Origin of the sequence: Xanthomonas sp. CFBP 8152, assembly GCF_014199025.1 — a bacterium.
Taxonomy (GTDB): Bacteria; Pseudomonadota; Gammaproteobacteria; order Xanthomonadales; family Xanthomonadaceae; genus Xanthomonas; species Xanthomonas arboricola_B.
On sequence record NZ_JACHNO010000007.1, the window covers coordinates 1 to 16436 of the forward strand.

Genomic DNA, 16436 nt, shown 5'->3' on the forward strand with positions numbered 1-16436 from the left:
CGCCCACATCAAGCGCTGAAGATGATGACCCCGGACGCAGCCTACACCGCTACATTAACCGCATGACCTGAGCGGAAACCGGTGGGTCATTACACGACTGTGCGCGAGCCGATCCAGCACGCGCACAACGCCATGTCCCGAGATCGCGCGCTCCACATCGATGGTGACCGCTTCGTGCGTTGCGTCATCCACGATGACCAGACACTTGACTACCCGACCTTCAGCGGTGCGGTCGAACACGAAGTCCATCGACCACACCTGGTTGGCCTGCGCCGGCCGCAACAACGGCTGACGCTCGCCCACCGGCACTTTCTTGCGCTTGCGGCGGCGGACTTGCAGCTGCTGCTCGCGGTACAACCGCTCCACACGCTTGTAGTTCACGATGCGGCCTTCCTGTCGCAGTTTGAGATAGATCATTCCCACGCCATAGCGGCGATGGCGATGCGCCAGCGCAACAATGCGCTCGCGCAGCTCAACGTTGCGATCTTCGCCAGGGCAATAGCGCAGCGCACTGGCGCTCATGCCGATCGCCGCCAAGGCCCGACGCTCGCTGGCGCCATGCCCCATCCACTCGCGCACCAGCACACGACGTGCTGGTGCGCTCACCACTTTTTTCGCAGCGCATCCTTGATCAGGTCGTTCTCGAATAGCTGCTCGGCCAGCAACTTCTTCAGCCGCGCGTTCTCGGCCTCAAGGTCCTTGAGCCGTTTGGCATCGGGAACGCTCATCCCGCCGAACTTGCTGCGCCACAGGTAGTACGAGGCTTCGCTGAAGCCATGCCGCCTGCATAGATCCTTGATCGCCACGCCGCTTTCGGCTTCGCGCAGAAAGCCGATGACTTGCTCGTCAGTAAAACGTTTCTTCACGTCCAATCTCCTTCGGGTAGGGAATTGGACTCCAAACTGGGGCGCTACTCAAAATTGGGGGGACGTCGGTCAGCGTGGCACCCAAGGACTAAGCAGATGCGCCGCGCAGCATGCATGCCCACGCCAGCACTGAGCGTAACGCGCTTTATTACCACGCTGTGCGCGCTCACCGCTCCTCGCGCAGGAGGACAAAGATTGAACATCCGGCTGTCGTCTTGCATCTCATGTTGGACCAACTCGACTACGGCATAGCACATGGTCACGGGTGGCCGCGCTGACATAACGAGCGTTTGCCGCAAAGGCTTGCAGCGATTGACGGCCATCGACGACTCGGCGAGGATCATTTTTACGCCGCACACGGGCAGCCCCAGTAATAGTCAGGCCACTTTGGAGGTCTGGATGGAGTTGATGCTTCTATTGGGTTTGGTACTCGCCCTTGGCAATATCGTCGCATCGGTTGCAGTGCTTCGCGTTTCGGCGCTGTCGCCATCACAACGCGCACTGCAAGTTGCTGTCATCTGGCTTGTTCCAGTCATTGGCGCGGTCGTTTGTGCGGCATTTGCGTCTTCTCAGGCACCTGGCTCCACATCTTCCAGTACCATTGACCCGCTCTATCCATCATCCGATGGTGGCGCATCGGACGGCCAAGACGTTGGGTTCGTTGGCTGTGATGGTGGAGACGCTGGCAGCGCCGGGAGCAGTGACTAGTGGCATCGCTTAAACAACAACATCCCAAACTGAGGTAATGATGGAAGAGAAGTACCAGCTTGTAATGTCGCCACTCTGCCAGTCGATCACGAAAAAAGGGCAGACGGTTCGCTTCGAGATCTATCGTGGGCCAGATAGCGACTGGACGCTTGAAGCTGTTGACTCGTTCAACAACTCAACCGTCTGGGATGATCTGTTCGCTACAGATCAGGCTGCTCTGGACGAGGGGTGGCGGACAATCCGAGAAGATGGCATTGAGTCTCTCATTGGCCAGCCCAGCGGAAGTCAGGGCCAGTGACCCAACCGCCCGACAATTCGCGCAAGCCGAAACCGCTTTGCGAGTCGAGCTAGTTCAGGCGTTACGCCGCTCTGCACATGCGCACCCATCCGACATCATCAAAGACATCAGTTGGATACCGCGCTCTTCGGCTATTCGCTGTACTGCTCGTGTTCTTCGGTATTTCCGTCACTCTCACCTGGTGGCATCACACCAGGACTCTCTTGCCCTGTGCCACTTTTACCTCCATCGCAAGAGACCCGGTCGCACGTCATGCTGGCGTTTGGCTATTCGGCATATCCTGGGCCGGGCTTGCCGTTTTTTTGTTTACGCTCTTTGGCGTCTGCTTGCTCTTCTCATGGGGATGGTCCCTGACTCGCCACAAGCGAAGCTAAAGCCTTAAAATTTATCCAATTTCCCAGTGCTCCAATCTTTCACTCAAGCGTTGCCGCCAAGGAAAGCATGTTCTCCATCTTCAAGAAGAAAGCCGCTCCGTTATTGATCGTTCGCGCCGATGGGCGAGAGTTGTGCCGCGTTACCGAGAGCGATGTCCCGTGTGAGATCAAGCCTTCCGCATGGTTGAAGGCCAATAGCGTCCTGGAGTTTGCCGACTCAGCGGGAGAGGTGCATCGGCATGAACTCGGTGCTGCGACGGGGTGGTTCCACTTCTCCGTTCGTGTGCATCCCAACCTCGGGTGCCAGGCAGACTGCGTCATTTCGCAGACCGAGCAGCTGGAGCCGGATGCGTTTGCGAATGGCCAAGCACCCGGGATCAGGTTTCAGCCGTTCTTCCTGCCGGGCGCCAGCGTCAGCAGTTCCGCACTTGCAGGCAAGGGGTTGTTTGCCAGGGGGCTGCACTTCAATGGAATCGTCACCAGTGGCAATGTGGTGCTTTCCTGTGAGTGCGACCACTGCCAGCGTTCGTTCCTGATCCGCTCCTATCACGCGGGTTTTAGCAACGCGGGATACTTCTATTCGGGGTCCGGCAAGTACACCATCACCGTCGACAGCCACCTGCCTGGCAGCCCTGCAGCGCTGTCCGAGCCGGATGCCGAAGCGCTTGCTGTGCTGGAAGACGCATTACCGTTGGCACCGGATGGGTCCAGCTACGCCTATCTCAATCCCTTTCGCTGCCCGCATTGTTCCGAGCCTTACATCGATTTTGAGGCGAACCCGGGGCTGAGGGCAAGCGAGTACTACGGGAATTACTTCGAGGGTTCGACGCTGCTGCGATACGCGCCGCCCGATGTTCAGCATCCTTCCTGATGACTCCATTGTTGCGTTGCCGCTGGTCTGTCCGAGCTCGCAAAGCAACGCTTTTATAACGAGCCCGAATGCGCTTGAACAGGCATGCATTGCCGTCTCATGGGCTGAAAATCAGCCTTGTTTGTTGGCGTGATGTCACGCTTCCGCTACGCAGCGCGGAGTTCCCGAGTTGCAAGGCGAGCCCAAGACATTAGAATCAGTACGCGTGGTGCGCGTTAGTTCCCGCCTGCGCAATGTAATCGTCAGGTGGATCGGTTCAACTATCAACGAAGGAATGCTCATGTTGAAACCAGCAGATACCAAGCTCTATTCCAAATTGGTCGGCATCAGCATTGGCATCGGCGCAGCCGTGGGGGCTGCCCTCGGGGCAGCAATGGGCAACCTGCCGCAAGGCCTCGGCCTGGGGCTGTCGCTTGGCTCCGTGTTCGGCATTGCCTGGGCGCGTCGGCGTGGTGCCATCTGACGCCGGCATGAGGTGACACGCGCATGTCGCTCGCCGACTGCTCTGTGCTGCCGGAGCCGACGTTGATACCGCCTGGTAACCGCTGGGAAATGCAGCCATGGCAGCGGATCCGCAGCTGTTTCGGTGCCGCTCCTCGATGCCGGTCGGCAAGGCGCTGGCATGCGCTACCATTCGGTCGATGAACGTTAAATCGTGTCTTGCATTGTTCCTGCTCGGTGCCTGTGCATCGCTTTCGGCCCAAGGGGTTTCGCCCGCCACCACGCGTGAGGTCGATCAGCTTTTCAAGGTCCTTGCGCAATCCAACTGCGAGTTTTCGCGCAATGGGTCGTGGTACGCGGCGCCCAAAGCCAGTGAACATTTGCAGCGAAAGTATGAGTACCTGCAGAAGAAGGGGCTGGTGACGTCTACCGAATCTTTCATCGAGCTTGCTGCCACCAAGAGCAGCATGTCTGGTACGCCGTACCAAGTGCGCTGCGGTGGAGCTGCGCCGGTGTCGAGCCAGTCGTGGTTTGCTGGCAAACTGCGAGAGCTGCGCAGACGAACTTCGGGCAGCAGCACGACTTCTGCAACAACCACCCATTCCCGCACCGCGGTTTGATCCGCTCATCTTCAATCACTGGCAGACATGAAACCTTTTCAGGCAGATGCAATTGCTCAAGCGATGCTGGCGCGGGATGCTGCGGAACAAGAGGCCTTAGGTTCCAGGCGTGCGAAGGAAGCGCAGTGGCTGATTGAGCAGCGGAAAGTCGCGGCACTCGGACTTGCCGGTTTTGCTGCAGGTGTAGCGGTGGCGCACGTCAGCGGCCAACGCTGGGCGACCGGTGGCTTGTTTGGTAACCTTCTCGGCGCTGCAGCAGGTTGGATCTGGATCTCGTGGCGTAAACCGCAGCACCGATAAGGTGTCGATGTTGGCCATGCAGGCTTACTCGACATCGTCGCTGGTTCGGCTGGCAACTCTGGTTGGGTGTCTCTGGAGATGATGTCGGTCAACCGCACCATGCAATGGCTTGAAACGAAGATTCCGCCGCCGGTCGTGATGGTGTTGCTGGGCTTGGCTGCGTTGGCTTTCGCGCGTCTGACGCCGGCATTTGTATTCTCGTTACCACTGCGCACACCTGTGGCAGTTGCACTGACATGTGTCGGCGTTGCGCTCAATGGACTTCCCAAGCTAGCGTTCAAGCGCGCCGGTACTACGGTCAATCCACTGAGACCTGCGCTGGCCACGCAACTGATCACTGGCGGCGTGTATCGCTACAGCCGTAACCCAATGTATGTCGGTCACGCCGTAATCCTGCTGGGCTGGACGCTGTATCTGCACCATGCGGTGGCACTTCTGGCAGTCCCGCTGTTTGTGCTGTATGTGACGCGCTTTCAGATCAAGCCGGAGGAACGGCAGTTGGCTGTCCGGTTTCCTGGCGCCTATGCGGAATTCTGCGCGCGCGTTCGACGCTGGCTGTGAGCGAGTGTGGCGACGCACTCAGTCGTTCGCTTGGCGCTGGCCGGCTGACCATGCTCGATAGCGGACGGCCTAGCGGCACAACCGCGCCGACGGCAGCCCACCCCTGCAGCAGTACATCACGCGTAGCGCTGCAGAGATGACAAGGGCAAAGCCTATGGCTTGCGCAAGCCCAGAGCAGCACCCCGCGGGATCAGGCAACCCGTCGTTCGCTCACGACGTCGGCGCTTGCCGGCATCTCCGCCACAAACGCACTCACTGCATCCTCCAGCTGCGCGGCATGGTCGCCCATGGCGCGTGCGGCGGCGCTGGCGTCCTGCATGCGGGTGACCCCGTCGCGCATGTCGGCGTCTACGCCGGCGAGGGTGTGATGCACCTGCGCGATGCTGCCGGCTTCCTGTTGCGAGGCGACGGCGATCCTGCTGAGCGTGCTGCTGACCTGGCCGATGGTGGCGACGATGTGCTGCATGCCTTCGCCGGCGTGGCGCACCTGCTGCACACCGGCCTGCATATGCGTGACCGATTCGCCGATCAGCGTCTTGATCTGGCTGGCGGCGGTGGACGAGCGCAATGCCAGCGCGCGCACTTCGCCGGCGACCACGGCGAAGCCGCGGCCTTCTTCGCCGGCGCGTGCGGCTTCGACGGCGGCATTCAGGGCCAGGATATTGGTCTGGAAGGCGATGCCGTCGATGACCGAGACGATGTCCTGGATGCGGCGCGAGGCCTGTTCCATCTGCTGCATGGTGCCCATCGCCTGGTGCATGGTGTCGCCGCCGCTGCGTGCGGCCTCGGATGCGGCGGCGGTGAGCTTGTCGGCGTCGGCTGCCTGCGCGGTGTGCTCCTGCATGGTGCCGAGCACGGCCTGCATCTGGGTGGCGGTGCGGCCCAGGGTGGCCGACTGCCGCTGCACCTGCTGCTCCAAGGCATCGTTGCGGGTCAGGATGTGGCCGGCGGCGTGATTGATCGCGGTGCTGGAGCTGCGGATCTGCGTGATGATGCGCGCCAGCTCGTCGGCGGTGGCATTGGCGTCGCGCTTCATCTGCTCGAACACGCCTTCGCAGTGGCGGTCGATGCGCTGAGTCAAATCGCCACGCGACATCGCCGCCAGCATGCGGCGCATGTCCTGCAGGCTGTCGTCGGTGATGGCCAGGAACTGGTTGACGCCCTCGGCCAGCTGGCCGAGTGTGCCGCTCCTTGCATTCCCCTGCAGACGGGCACCGAGCTCGCCACGCGCAGCCTGGGCAATGACCGTGGCCAGCTGCTCTTCCAGCGCCAGGTCCTGGGTGCGGTCCTGCCACTCCACCACCACGCCCAGCGAGGCGCCGTCGTCATCGCGGACCGGGGTGATGTTTTCCTGCAGCTGCAACGCCGCCAGGGCGCGCGTTTTGCTACTGCCTGCGTCATGCCCCAGCTGCACCGCATCGGCCAGTGCGGTGTGCAGCACATGCGCATCGACCTGCGTGCTCAGTTGCTGGAACGACTGATTGCGATAGATGGCAGCGCCCTGCCCGTCGACGATGGCCACCGCCATTGCCGATGCATCCAGCGCCAGGCGGATACGGCGATTTTCCAGTAGCAGCTGCTGCTGTTGGGCGATGCGCTCTTCCACCTGCACGCTCATGCGCACCAACGCCTGCGCCAGCGAGCCGCTGCGGAAAGGCTGCTGCAGGATGGCCGGCGGCAAGGTGGCGCCGGTGGCCAGGGTGTCGGCCAGTTCGGCCAGCGCTTCGGCCTCGTGGTCGAGGGCATCGACCTGGCGGCGCAGCTGGATGGCCATCACGCAGACGAAGGCGGTTTCGACGATCACGTAACCGGCATGCAGCACCACGATGCCGAAGCCGCTGCCGACGGTGAACGCCTGCACCGGCATACCGCGCGATTGCAGCCAGTAGAACGCCAGGTGATGCACGGCGATGGCGCCTGCGGCGACCACCACCGGCAGCCAGTCGCGGTAGTACAGCAGCAGCGCCAGGATCACGAACACGCCAAAGTGCATTTCCACCAGGCCATGCGCCTGCTGGATGGTGGCCGCGACCAGGGCCATCAGCACCAGCGCGTTGGTGATGCGGGTCAGGCGCGTGCCGGGGTTGGCCTGCACTTGCCAGGCCATCAGCAACAGGCTGGGCAGCGTGACCGCCAGAAACGTGGTCCATTGGCCCTGGTACCAGGCCAGGCCCAGCGAGCCGACGCTCTGCAGCACGGCCAGCCATAGAAACAGCCGGTCGGCCTTGATCGCCAGGCGGGTGGCGTAGGTGGAGGTCGGCGGTGCCGATGCGGACAGTTCCATCATGACAGCGACTCCACGGCACAGGGACAAGGGGACACCAGCGCGGCACCCGGGGTGCGCGCCAGGACATCGGGTAACCAGCGCGACCAATCCGCCGCGCCGGCGGTGCCGCACACCGCGCCGCCGTCTGCGGGGCCGGCGTAGCGCGGTTGGCCGTCGGCACCGAGCAGCCACACGGCATAGCCGCTGCCACGCAGCGCGGGGGTGTCGAGCATGCGCACCTGGCCGCCACGCGCACGTACCGCGCTGCTGAGCACGGCCCAGGCGCGATCGGCGGCCGGGTCGGTGCAGGCGCAGGCACCGGCGACGCCAATCAGCATCGGCGCCTGCTGTGCGGCCGGCAGGCTGGCCTGGACCTGCGCCCATGCACTGGCGACGTCGGTGGCTTGCGCACGTGGCGTGGTCCAGGCCACGGCGATCCAGCCGCACCACAGCGCGAGCAGGGCAGCGCCCAGGGTGCGTCGCGTTGAGGCGGACAAGGTGCCGAAGACAGGCATGGCGCAGCGGTTTCGCGAGATAAGGTGAGCCCCTTATCGGATGCCGGTGCATGCGCTTGAGCCGGCTTGCGATTGAAATTAGTGATGGCAGCGATAGCGTGCAGCAGGCCCGTTACGCCGCAAGGGTTTGCGGGCGACACGCGTCGTGATGGCGCTGGCGGACGTTTATCCGGCGCGGGATTTTGTGAGCACGCGTTCACAGATCGGCGGCGGGCCCGCCGCGTGCGTGGCAGGCTGTGGTGGCTGTGATGTCGTCACTCTGGAGTCGGGTCCAGGCGCCAGGCGTGCCCTCGACAGCAGCGATGCACGGCGGGCCCGCCACTGAACCGTCCACGCTTCAGGGTCCGAGCACCGATGCCTCAACAAGGCATATCTGGCAGACGCGGAAATCCATCCACCGCTGCGCCTAGTGCAAGCGCGTAGGCGGTCAACCAACGCGCCGAGGCGCCCACCTGGCAGGTCAGCGCCGTCAGCTCGCTTGCCGATACTGCAGGGCGACGCTTACGCCATCGCCTCGTCGGCATCCAGCGCAACCGCCGGCTGCTGGGCATGATCGAAGCGTTCGCGTGCGGAGCGGATGGCCGCATGATTCTCGCCTGCCCAGTTGAGCAGCTGCGAGATCGGCCCGAGCAGCGCCACGCCGAGCTTGGACAAGGCATATTCCACGCTGGGCGGCTTGGTCGCGTAGACCTTGCGGGTGATCATGCCGTTACGCTCAAGGTTGCGCAGGGTCTGGGTCAGCATGCGCTTGGAGATGTCCGGCACGGCGCGCTGGATGGCGCTGAAGCGGGAGGGGCCGGGGATCAGCGTCAGCAGGATCAGCATGGTCCATTTGTCGCCGATCTGATCGAGCACGTCGCGCACCGGGCACTTGGTGGCGTCGAACGGCATACCTTGCAGGGACGGTGGCGGTGGAAACAGAGCAATCGCGTTCACTGGGAGATCTCACGGTAACCAGGGGGTGAAAAACTGCCTCCTTGCGGAGGTTCGAACGGCCCTGACAATAGGTGCGCGGACCAAGAGTCTAAATAGTAGACCACACCTCTTATCAATACCTACTGGAGTTCATCATGGCACACACCTCCCCCCTGATCCTCGTCACCGGCGCCAGCGGGCAGCTGGGCGCATTGGTGGTCGACGCACTGCTGGCGCGTGTCCCGGCCGCTCGGATCGTAGCAACAGCCCGCGACACTGCGTCACTCGCACAGTTCGCAAAACGCGACATCACCGTGCGTCGCGCCGACTACGCGGACCCGCAGAGCCTGGATCAGGCCTTCGCGGGCGTGGGCCGGGTGCTGCTGGTGTCGTCCAATGCGGTGGGCGAACGCGTGCCGCAGCACCGCAACGTGATCGAGGCCGCCAAGCGTGCCGGCGTGGAGTTGCTGGCCTATACGAGCGTGCTGCATGCCGATACCAGCACGCTGGCGCTGGCACCCGAACATGTGGCCACCGAGGCGCTGCTGCGCGAGAGCGGCGTGCCGCACGTGCTGCTGCGCAATGGCTGGTACACCGAGAACTACACCGGCTCGATCGCGGCCGAGGTGGCGCATGGCGCGGTGATCGGCAGCGCCGGCGAGGGCAGGATCAGTGCGGCCACGCGCGCCGACTATGCCGAGGCCGCCGCAGCGGTGCTGGCCGCCGACACGCCGCAGGCCGGCAAGGTCTACGAGCTGGCCGGCGATACTGCCTTCACGATGGCCGAGTATGCCGCCGAGGTGGCGCAGCAGTCGGGCAAGCCGGTGGCCTATCACGACCTGCCCGAAGCCGATTACGCGGCGGCCTTGGTGCAGATCGGCCTGCCGGCTGCATTCGCACAGGTGCTGGCGCAGTGCTCGGCATCCTCGCGCGGCGGCAGCCTGTTCGACGACAGCCACACGCTGAGCCGGCTGATCGGCCGCCCGACCACCCCGCTGCGCGATGCGGTGGCGGCGGCACTGCAGGCGACGCCGGCCGGCTGAGCCCTGGCACGGTGTTGCGCGACACCGTGCAGCCGCACCGGCCCGGCGCTACGCCACGCGGTGCGTGATCCGGCAAAGGCGGGCGATGACCCGCCTTTGCCACGTGTTGATTCATCGTCCCTCGCCCACACGTTGGCGACGACGACAGCACGCTATGCCGTGCCAAGCACCCGCCTTCGGCCTTTGCGTTGGCAGCTGCTCCTAGCGGCACCATCTGCCCATGGCACCGCAGGCCAATGGCCGGCGGCAGCAACCAAAGCGTCACATCGGCGCCTGGTGCCCACGCCGCGCGCCGATGGGCCCGCCTTCTGTGCGTCGCATAACTGACACGCGCCGGACACGCAGCTGACACAGGCGCTGCAGCGCGCAAGTCTGGCGATGTCACCAAACTGACATCAAATCTAAATATAACTGCACGCATTGCCGCACCGTCAGGACGACCGGGCGCCTTGCTGGGCGCACTGGCGCCGTGTTCGCCGCCCCGCCGGGCAGCGCCGGCCTGACGCTGCCGCCGACCCGTTTCCCTTGCACGAGCCGGACCAATGAAAAAACGCAATCTCGCCACCGTCCTGTGCGCCCTCAGCGCGACCGCCAGCGGCAGCACGCTGGCTGCCGAGCTGGAGCTGTACGTGGACCGCAAGACCAAGCAGATCTTCGCCGAGCCGGCACCGGGGCGCGACAAGCTGGGCACCTTCGTGCAGGTGGACGAGAACGGCAGGCTGCCAACGTCGGCGATGCCGGCCGCCCCGGCATTGCCGCCGGCCCCCGCGGCGCCGGTGCCAGCCGATACCGCCATCGCCCAGGCCGCACCTGCGCCCATACCGGCAGCAGCGCCGGCCACGTCCGGCGACGCCGGCAAGAAGTGGTACGACAAGCTCAGCCTGCGCGGCTACACGCAGATCCGCTACAACCAGGGCATCGGCGGCGACGCGCAGGATCTGCGCGCGCCGGGCGACCGCTTTATCGGCGACGACCAGAGCCTGGGCATCCGGCGTGCGCGCCTGGTACTGAGCGGGGATCTCAACGAGCACGTGTCGCTGTACTTCCAGCCGGACTTTGCGAGCACGCCGACCGGTTCGACCACCTCCAACTTCGCGCAGCTGCGCGATGCGTATGCCGACATCTACTTCGACAGGAAGCGCGAGTACCGCGTGCGGGTAGGCCAGTCGAAGATGCCGTACGGCTGGGAGAACCTGCAGTCCAGCCAGAACCGCCTCACCCTGGACCGCGCCGACGCACTCAACTCCGGCCTGCGCGACGAACGCGATATCGGCGCGGTGTTCTATTACAGCCCCACCGTGGCCAAGGGCCGTTTCCAGGATCTGGTCAAGTCCGGTTTGAAGGGCTCGGGCGATTACGGTGTGATCGGTGCCGGCGTCTACAACGGCCAGGGCGCCAACCGCGCCGAGCGCAACGACAGCATGCATGCGGTGGTGCACGCCACCTATCCGTTCAAGTTCGCCAATGGCCAATACCTGGAAGTGGGCGCCGACGCCTATAGCGGCCGCTTCGTGCCGACGGCGGCTGCGGTCAACATCGGTGGACGCAGTTTCACCCCGGCCATCACCGATCCGAACGGCTATACCGACCAACGCGTGGCCGCGCACATCGTTTACTACCCGCAACCGTTCGGCCTGCAGGCCGAGTGGACGGTCGGCCGCGGCCCGGAGCTGGATGTGGCACAGCGACGCATCCGCACCCGTTCGCTGAGCGGCGGTTACGTGCAGGCGATGTACAAGCACGATGGCAGCCACGGCCCCTTGCTGCCCTACCTGAAGTGGCAAACCTACCGTGGCGGTTCCAAGTTCGACACCAATGCGCCGCGCATGCGGCTGGACGAAGTGGAGGCCGGCGTCGAGTGGCAGCCGATGGATGCGCTGGAACTGGTGTTCGCCTACTCGAAGATGAAGCGCACCGACGTCACCACCGCGCCGTACCCGGTGGTGGAAGGCGATCTGCTGCGGCTGCAGCTGCAGGTCAATTACTGATCCCTGCACGTGATGGAAGACGAACAAGCCCCCGCGTGCGGGGGCTTGTTGGTTATTGCCTCGCGAGCCTTGGTGGCCGCTTGCGTCGGCAGGATGACGCTAGCCGCGGCCCTGCTGCTTCGGCCGCCCATCAAACGCCAGCACCGGCGCGCTAGCGGGCTGCCAGTTCTGCGCGAATGATGTCTGCGCCTGCGCTCAGGGCCTTGAGCTTGCCTCTTGCAACGTCACGGGCCAGAGGCGCCATCCCGCAATTGGTGGACGGGTAGAGCTTGTCGGCATCGACGAAGCGCAGCGCCTTGCGCAGCGTAGCGGCCACTTCTTCCGGCGTTTCGATCGTGTTGCTTGCCACGTCGATGGCCCCGACCATCACCTTCTTGCCGCGCACCAGTTCGATCAGGTCGATCGGCACGTGCGAGTTGTGGCACTCCAGCGAGATGATGTCGAGCGTGGATGTCTGCAGCTTGGGAAACGACTCTTCGTACTGACGCCACTCCGACCCCAGGGTCTGCTTCCAGTCGGTATTGGCCTTGATGCCGTAGCCGTAGCAGATGTGGACGGCGGTCTCGCACTTGAGCCCTTCGACCGCACGCTCGAGGGTGGCAACACCCCAGTCGTTGACCTCGTCGAAGAAGACATTGAAGGCCGGCTCGTCGAACTGGATGATGTCCACGCCGGCCGCTTCGAGCTCCCTGGCTTCCTCATTGAGGATCTTCGCAAATTCCCATGCCAGCTTTTCGCGGCTTTTGTAGTGCGCATCAAACAGGGTGTCGATCATCGTCATGGGACCGGGCAGCGCCCATTTGATCGGCTGCCGGGTCTGCTGGCGCAGGAATCTGGCATCGTCCACGAAGACAGGCGTGGGGCGGCTCACCGCGCCCACGACAGTCGGGACGCTGGCGTCATAGCGATTGCGGATCCTGACGGTCTCACGCTTCTCGAAATCGACGCCGCTGAGGTGTTCGATGAAGGTGGTGACGAAATGTTGGCGGGTCTGCTCGCCGTCACTGACGATATCGATGCCGGCATGCTGCTGTTCCTGCAGCGACAGACGCAATGCATCCTGCTTGCCTTCGATCAGTTCCTCGTCCTGCAGCTTCCAGGGAGACCAGAGTTTCTCCGGCTGCGCGAGCCAGGACGGCTTGGGCAGGCTACCGGCGGTTGAAGTGGGGAGCAGCTTTTTCATGATGAGTGGTGTCTTGCGTTCCTGTTGATTAGAAGGCGTGGCTGGAAGCCCACTGCGCGAGCATCGTCCCGTACGGCCTGATGAAGTGCTCCTGCGTGAATTTGCCCTGCGACACCGCGAGCTGATTGCGCTCTTCCCGGTCGTAGACGATCTGGGTAGACGAATAATCCTGATGCTTCAGGCTCGGCCGATAGACGGCTCCTGCCGCGGAATTGGCGTTGTAGATTTCCGGCCGGTAGATCTTCTGGAACGTCTCCATGGTGCTGATGGTGCCGATCAGCTCGAGGTTGGTGTAGTCGTTCAGCAGGTCGCCGAGGAAGTAGAAAGCCAGCGGCGCGGCGCTGTTCGCAGGCATGAAATAGCGCACCTGCAGGCCCATTTTCTCGAAGTAGCGATCGGTCAACGAGAACTCGTCCTGTCTGTACTCGATGCCAAGGACGGGATGCCGGTTTCCGGTTCGATGGTAGACCCTGCTGCTGGAGACGCTGATGCAGATGACCGGCGGCTTGGGGAAACGCGCTCTGTAGGCGTCCGAGTCCATGAAGTGCTTGAACAGCGTTCCGTGCAGGCTGCCGAAATCCTCCGGGATGCTGAAACTGGACGCATCCTGATTGTGCGCTGGCAGCAGCACGCTGAAATCGTAGTCGCGCACGTAGGAGGAAAAATTGTTCCCTGCGATGCCATCGATGCGCGCGCCGGTCGTCTTGTCGAGGATGCTGGGTTTCAATATCTCGATCAACGGAAATGCATCGCTGCGTTCGCTCGCATCGATGTTCATCTCGACAGAGATGATGTCCAGTTCGACGGTGTAGCGATCGCGCCTGGGGTTGTCCCAATGCGCCAGGTCGTTGCAGCGGTTGTCGATCATCGCAAGCGTGTTGCGCAGGTTTTTCTGCCGACGCTGCCCTCTGGCCAGGTTGGCAAAGTTCGTCGTATGACGCGTATTGGCCGCGGGACGGTAGTCCTCGTCAAACCGCAGGCTCTTGATGCTGAAGGTGAATTCTTGAGTCATTGCAAGTTGACGCCTTGTTTCCGGGATTGAATACGAGCGCAGGTCTCGGCGCAGGTGTGGATACCCGCTGGGTGGATGCCGCCACTTCGGATCGGCGGGCAATCACCAACCGATCCTGTGGCCGGCGACGGGTGTGGTGGCCCGCCGAACAACCGTGGGCTGGATGGCCTCAGGCCGCAGCCACGTTCTCTGCAGCAATGGCGCTCGCATGCCGCGTCAATGCGATCAGCGGCAGTGCGCGCTGCACCGCCAGCCTGGCCCGCTCGGCCAGGGCCTGGTTGTGCACGCGGTGGTCCAGGAAGTCGCGGTCGGTCGCGTAGACGCCGAGCGGCAACGTCCGTGCCTGGAAGAAGCTGAAAAGTGGCCGCAACTGGTGGTCGATCACCAGTGCGTGGCGCTCGCTGCCGCCGGTCGCCGCCAACAGCACCGGGGTGTCGATCAAGGCATCCTGGTGGATGAAGTCGAAGAAGTGCTTGAACAGCCCGGTGAAGGAGCCGCGATACACCGGCGTGGTCACCACCAGCACGTCCGCCTGCTCCACGGCCGCAAGTTCCTGCTCCACCGTCGCCGGTAGCTGCGAGCGCCAGACCGCACCGGCGAACTGCGGTGCCAACGCCCCGAGTTCGACCAGATGTTGCTCGCACGGCACCGCATCAGCGATCAGCGCCAGCAGGTGTTCGGCGAGGGCGACGGCCTTGGAGGGGCGCTGCAGACCGCCGGAGACCGCGACGACGCGGAGGGGGTGTGGCACGTTGACAGTCATGCGGGTTGACCTGAAGCGACGAACCCCGATGCTAGGGCTCGCATTCAATGAAGTAAAATGGTGTTATTTCAACAATCCATGAATTCGGATCATCTGAATGCTTGAGCGCATCCATCTCACCATCGTCCAGCAGGTCGAGCAGCAAGGCTCGCTGACCGCCGCCGCCGGCGTGCTGAACCTGACTCAGTCGGCGCTGAGCCACAGCATGAAGAAGCTGGAACAACAGCTGGGCACCGACGTGTGGCTGCGCGAGGGACGCAGCCTGCGCCTGACCCAGGCCGGCCAATACCTGCTGGCGGTGGCCAACCGGGTATTGCCGCAGCTGGATCTGGCCGAAGAGCGCCTGGGGCAGTTCGCGCAGGGCGAACGTGGCGCGCTGCGCATCGGCATGGAGTGCCATCCCTGCTACCAGTGGCTGCTCAAGCTGGTGGCGCCCTATCTGGCCACCTGGCCGGATGTGGATGTGGACGTCAAGCAGAAGTTCCAGTTCGGCGGCATCGGCGCGCTGTTCGGCTACGAGATCGACCTGCTGGTCACGCCCGACCCGCTGTACAAGCCCGGGCTGCGATTCGAGCCGGTGTTCGACTACGAGCAGGTGCTGGTCGTGGCCAAGGGCCATGCGCTGGCGTCGGCCGCCTACGTCAAGCCCCAGCAGCTGACCCGGGAGGTGCTGATCAGCTATCCGGTGGACCTGGAGCGCCTGGACATCTACAGCCAGTTCCTGCTGCCGGCCGGGGTCACGCCCAGGCGCCACAAGGCCATCGAGACCACCGACATCATGATGCAGATGGTGGCCAGCGGCCGCGGCGTGGCCGCGATGCCACGCTGGCTGGTGGAGGAATATGCCTCCAGGATGGACGTGGTGCCGGTGCGGCTGGGTGCGCGCGGCATCCCCAAGCAGATCTTCCTGGGCGCGCGCGAGGCGGATATCGCCGTCGACTACCTGCGGGCCTTCATCGAACTGGCGCGTCAGCCTGCCAATGGCATCGCCAACACCACCGCCAACACAAATTCCAATACGCCGGGAGCCAACTGATGGACAACATCGCCACGCGCACGCCACTTCCATTGCCTGCCGGCCACGACAAGGTGTTGCTGCATTCGTGCTGCGCGCCGTGCTCTGGCGAGGTGATGGAAGCCATGCTGGCATCCGGCGTCGACTACACCATCTTTTTCTACAACCCCAACATTCATCCGCGCAAGGAGTACGAGCTGCGCAAGGAGGAGAACATCCGCTTTGCCGAGCAGTGCGGCGTGCCCTTCGTCGATGCCGACTACGATCGGGACAACTGGTTCGAGCGGGCACGCGGGATGGAGAACGAACCCGAGCGCGGCATCCGTTGCACGATGTGCTTCGACATGCGGTTCGAACGCACCGCGCTGTATGCCCACGAACATGGCTTCCCGGTGATCACCAGCTCCCTGGGTATCTCGCGCTGGAAAAACATGCAGCAGATCAACGACTGCGGCGTTCGCGCTGCGGCCAGGTATCCCGGCCTGATGTACTGGGAGTACAACTGGCGCAAGGGTGGTGGTTCCTCGCGCATGGTCGAGATCAGCAAGCGCGAAAACTTCTATCAGCAGGAATACTGCGGCTGCGTCTACTCGCTGCGCGATACCAACCGGCACCGCGTGGAAAGCGGGCGCAATCGCATTCAACTGGGCGTGAAATTCTACGGCGATGCGGAACAGGACGATTGAGTGCCCGCCAG

General features: G+C 63.5%; 16 protein-coding genes and 1 pseudogene. 10 read left to right on the forward strand and 7 right to left on the reverse strand.

The window, feature by feature from the left end:
- Positions 1 to 93 precede the first annotated feature (93 nt).
- A pseudogene (locus FHT09_RS18435) lies at positions 94 to 866 on the reverse strand (IS3 family transposase); the annotation flags it as partial.
- A 748-nt stretch (positions 867 to 1614) separates the two neighbouring features.
- Between FHT09_RS18435 and FHT09_RS18440 the strand changes: the two are divergent.
- From FHT09_RS18440 to FHT09_RS18465, 6 genes are all read left to right on the forward strand, one after another.
- The gene (locus FHT09_RS18440) at positions 1615 to 1872 is read left to right on the forward strand and encodes a hypothetical protein (protein WP_104607100.1); all 258 of its coding nucleotides are present in this window, start codon (positions 1615 to 1617) and stop codon (positions 1870 to 1872) included.
- 441 nt (positions 1873 to 2313) lie between these two features.
- On the forward strand, positions 2314 to 3117 hold the full coding sequence (locus FHT09_RS18445) for a hypothetical protein (RefSeq protein WP_104607069.1): 804 nt from the start codon (positions 2314 to 2316) through the stop codon (positions 3115 to 3117).
- 169 nt (positions 3118 to 3286) lie between these two features.
- Entirely contained in the window at positions 3287 to 3580 is a 294-nt protein-coding gene (locus tag FHT09_RS20370) for a hypothetical protein (protein ID WP_258077264.1), read from the forward strand.
- 97 nt (positions 3581 to 3677) lie between these two features.
- A complete protein-coding gene (locus FHT09_RS18455) occupies positions 3678 to 4178 on the forward strand; it encodes a DUF5329 domain-containing protein (RefSeq protein ID WP_258077265.1) in 501 nt (166 codons plus the stop codon).
- 27 nt (positions 4179 to 4205) lie between these two features.
- Positions 4206 to 4478, forward strand: a complete 273-nt coding sequence (locus FHT09_RS18460) for a hypothetical protein (RefSeq protein ID WP_104607070.1) — start codon at positions 4206 to 4208, stop codon at positions 4476 to 4478.
- A gap of 99 nt (positions 4479 to 4577) precedes the next feature.
- Positions 4578 to 5039: an isoprenylcysteine carboxylmethyltransferase family protein gene (locus FHT09_RS18465; protein ID WP_104607102.1), complete on the forward strand. Its 462-nt coding sequence runs from the start codon at positions 4578 to 4580 to the stop codon at positions 5037 to 5039.
- Positions 5040 to 5229: 190 nt separating this feature from the next.
- Here the strand turns inward: FHT09_RS18465 and FHT09_RS18470 are convergent, their stop codons facing one another.
- The 3 genes from FHT09_RS18470 to FHT09_RS18480 all read right to left on the reverse strand — a co-directional run bounded on the left by FHT09_RS18470 (position 5230) and on the right by FHT09_RS18480 (position 8756).
- The gene (locus FHT09_RS18470) at positions 5230 to 7326 is read right to left on the reverse strand and encodes a methyl-accepting chemotaxis protein (RefSeq protein WP_258077266.1); all 2097 of its coding nucleotides are present in this window, start codon (positions 7324 to 7326) and stop codon (positions 5230 to 5232) included.
- The gene (locus FHT09_RS18475) at positions 7323 to 7820 is read right to left on the reverse strand and encodes a hypothetical protein (protein ID WP_043088381.1); all 498 of its coding nucleotides are present in this window, start codon (positions 7818 to 7820) and stop codon (positions 7323 to 7325) included. The genes FHT09_RS18470 and FHT09_RS18475 overlap by 4 nt, the downstream gene beginning before the upstream one ends.
- A gap of 501 nt (positions 7821 to 8321) precedes the next feature.
- Entirely contained in the window at positions 8322 to 8756 is a 435-nt protein-coding gene (locus tag FHT09_RS18480) for a helix-turn-helix domain-containing protein (protein WP_039513244.1), read from the reverse strand.
- A gap of 134 nt (positions 8757 to 8890) precedes the next feature.
- Between FHT09_RS18480 and FHT09_RS18485 the strand changes: the two genes are divergently transcribed.
- A complete protein-coding gene (locus FHT09_RS18485; RefSeq protein ID WP_104607071.1) occupies positions 8891 to 9778 on the forward strand; it encodes an SDR family oxidoreductase in 888 nt (295 codons plus the stop codon).
- 542 nt (positions 9779 to 10320) lie between these two features.
- A complete protein-coding gene (locus FHT09_RS18490; protein ID WP_104607072.1) occupies positions 10321 to 11766 on the forward strand; it encodes an OprO/OprP family phosphate-selective porin in 1446 nt (481 codons plus the stop codon).
- Between the two features lie 151 nt (positions 11767 to 11917).
- Here FHT09_RS18490 and FHT09_RS18495 read toward each other — a convergent pair whose 3' ends face one another.
- The 3 genes from FHT09_RS18495 to msuE all read right to left on the reverse strand — a co-directional run bounded on the left by FHT09_RS18495 (position 11918) and on the right by msuE (position 14724).
- Positions 11918 to 12949, reverse strand: a complete 1032-nt coding sequence (locus tag FHT09_RS18495) for a methionine synthase (protein ID WP_104607073.1) — start codon at positions 12947 to 12949, stop codon at positions 11918 to 11920.
- A gap of 28 nt (positions 12950 to 12977) precedes the next feature.
- Positions 12978 to 13961, reverse strand: a complete 984-nt coding sequence (locus FHT09_RS18500) for a DUF1852 domain-containing protein (protein WP_104607074.1) — start codon at positions 13959 to 13961, stop codon at positions 12978 to 12980.
- A 169-nt stretch (positions 13962 to 14130) separates the two neighbouring features.
- Positions 14131 to 14724, reverse strand: coding sequence for an FMN reductase (gene msuE, locus FHT09_RS18505; RefSeq protein WP_181141420.1), 594 nt, complete (start codon positions 14722 to 14724; stop codon positions 14131 to 14133).
- 97 nt (positions 14725 to 14821) lie between these two features.
- Here msuE and FHT09_RS18510 point away from each other — a divergent pair, with 97 nt between their 5' ends.
- The gene (locus tag FHT09_RS18510) at positions 14822 to 15760 is read left to right on the forward strand and encodes a LysR family transcriptional regulator (RefSeq protein WP_104607075.1); all 939 of its coding nucleotides are present in this window, start codon (positions 14822 to 14824) and stop codon (positions 15758 to 15760) included.
- Positions 15760 to 16425 carry an epoxyqueuosine reductase QueH gene (locus FHT09_RS18515; RefSeq protein ID WP_104607076.1) on the forward strand — a complete coding sequence of 222 codons (666 nt, stop codon included), beginning with the start codon at positions 15760 to 15762 and terminating at the stop codon, positions 16423 to 16425. The genes FHT09_RS18510 and FHT09_RS18515 overlap by 1 nt, the downstream gene beginning before the upstream one ends.
- The last annotated feature ends 11 nt before the right edge of the window (positions 16426 to 16436 follow it).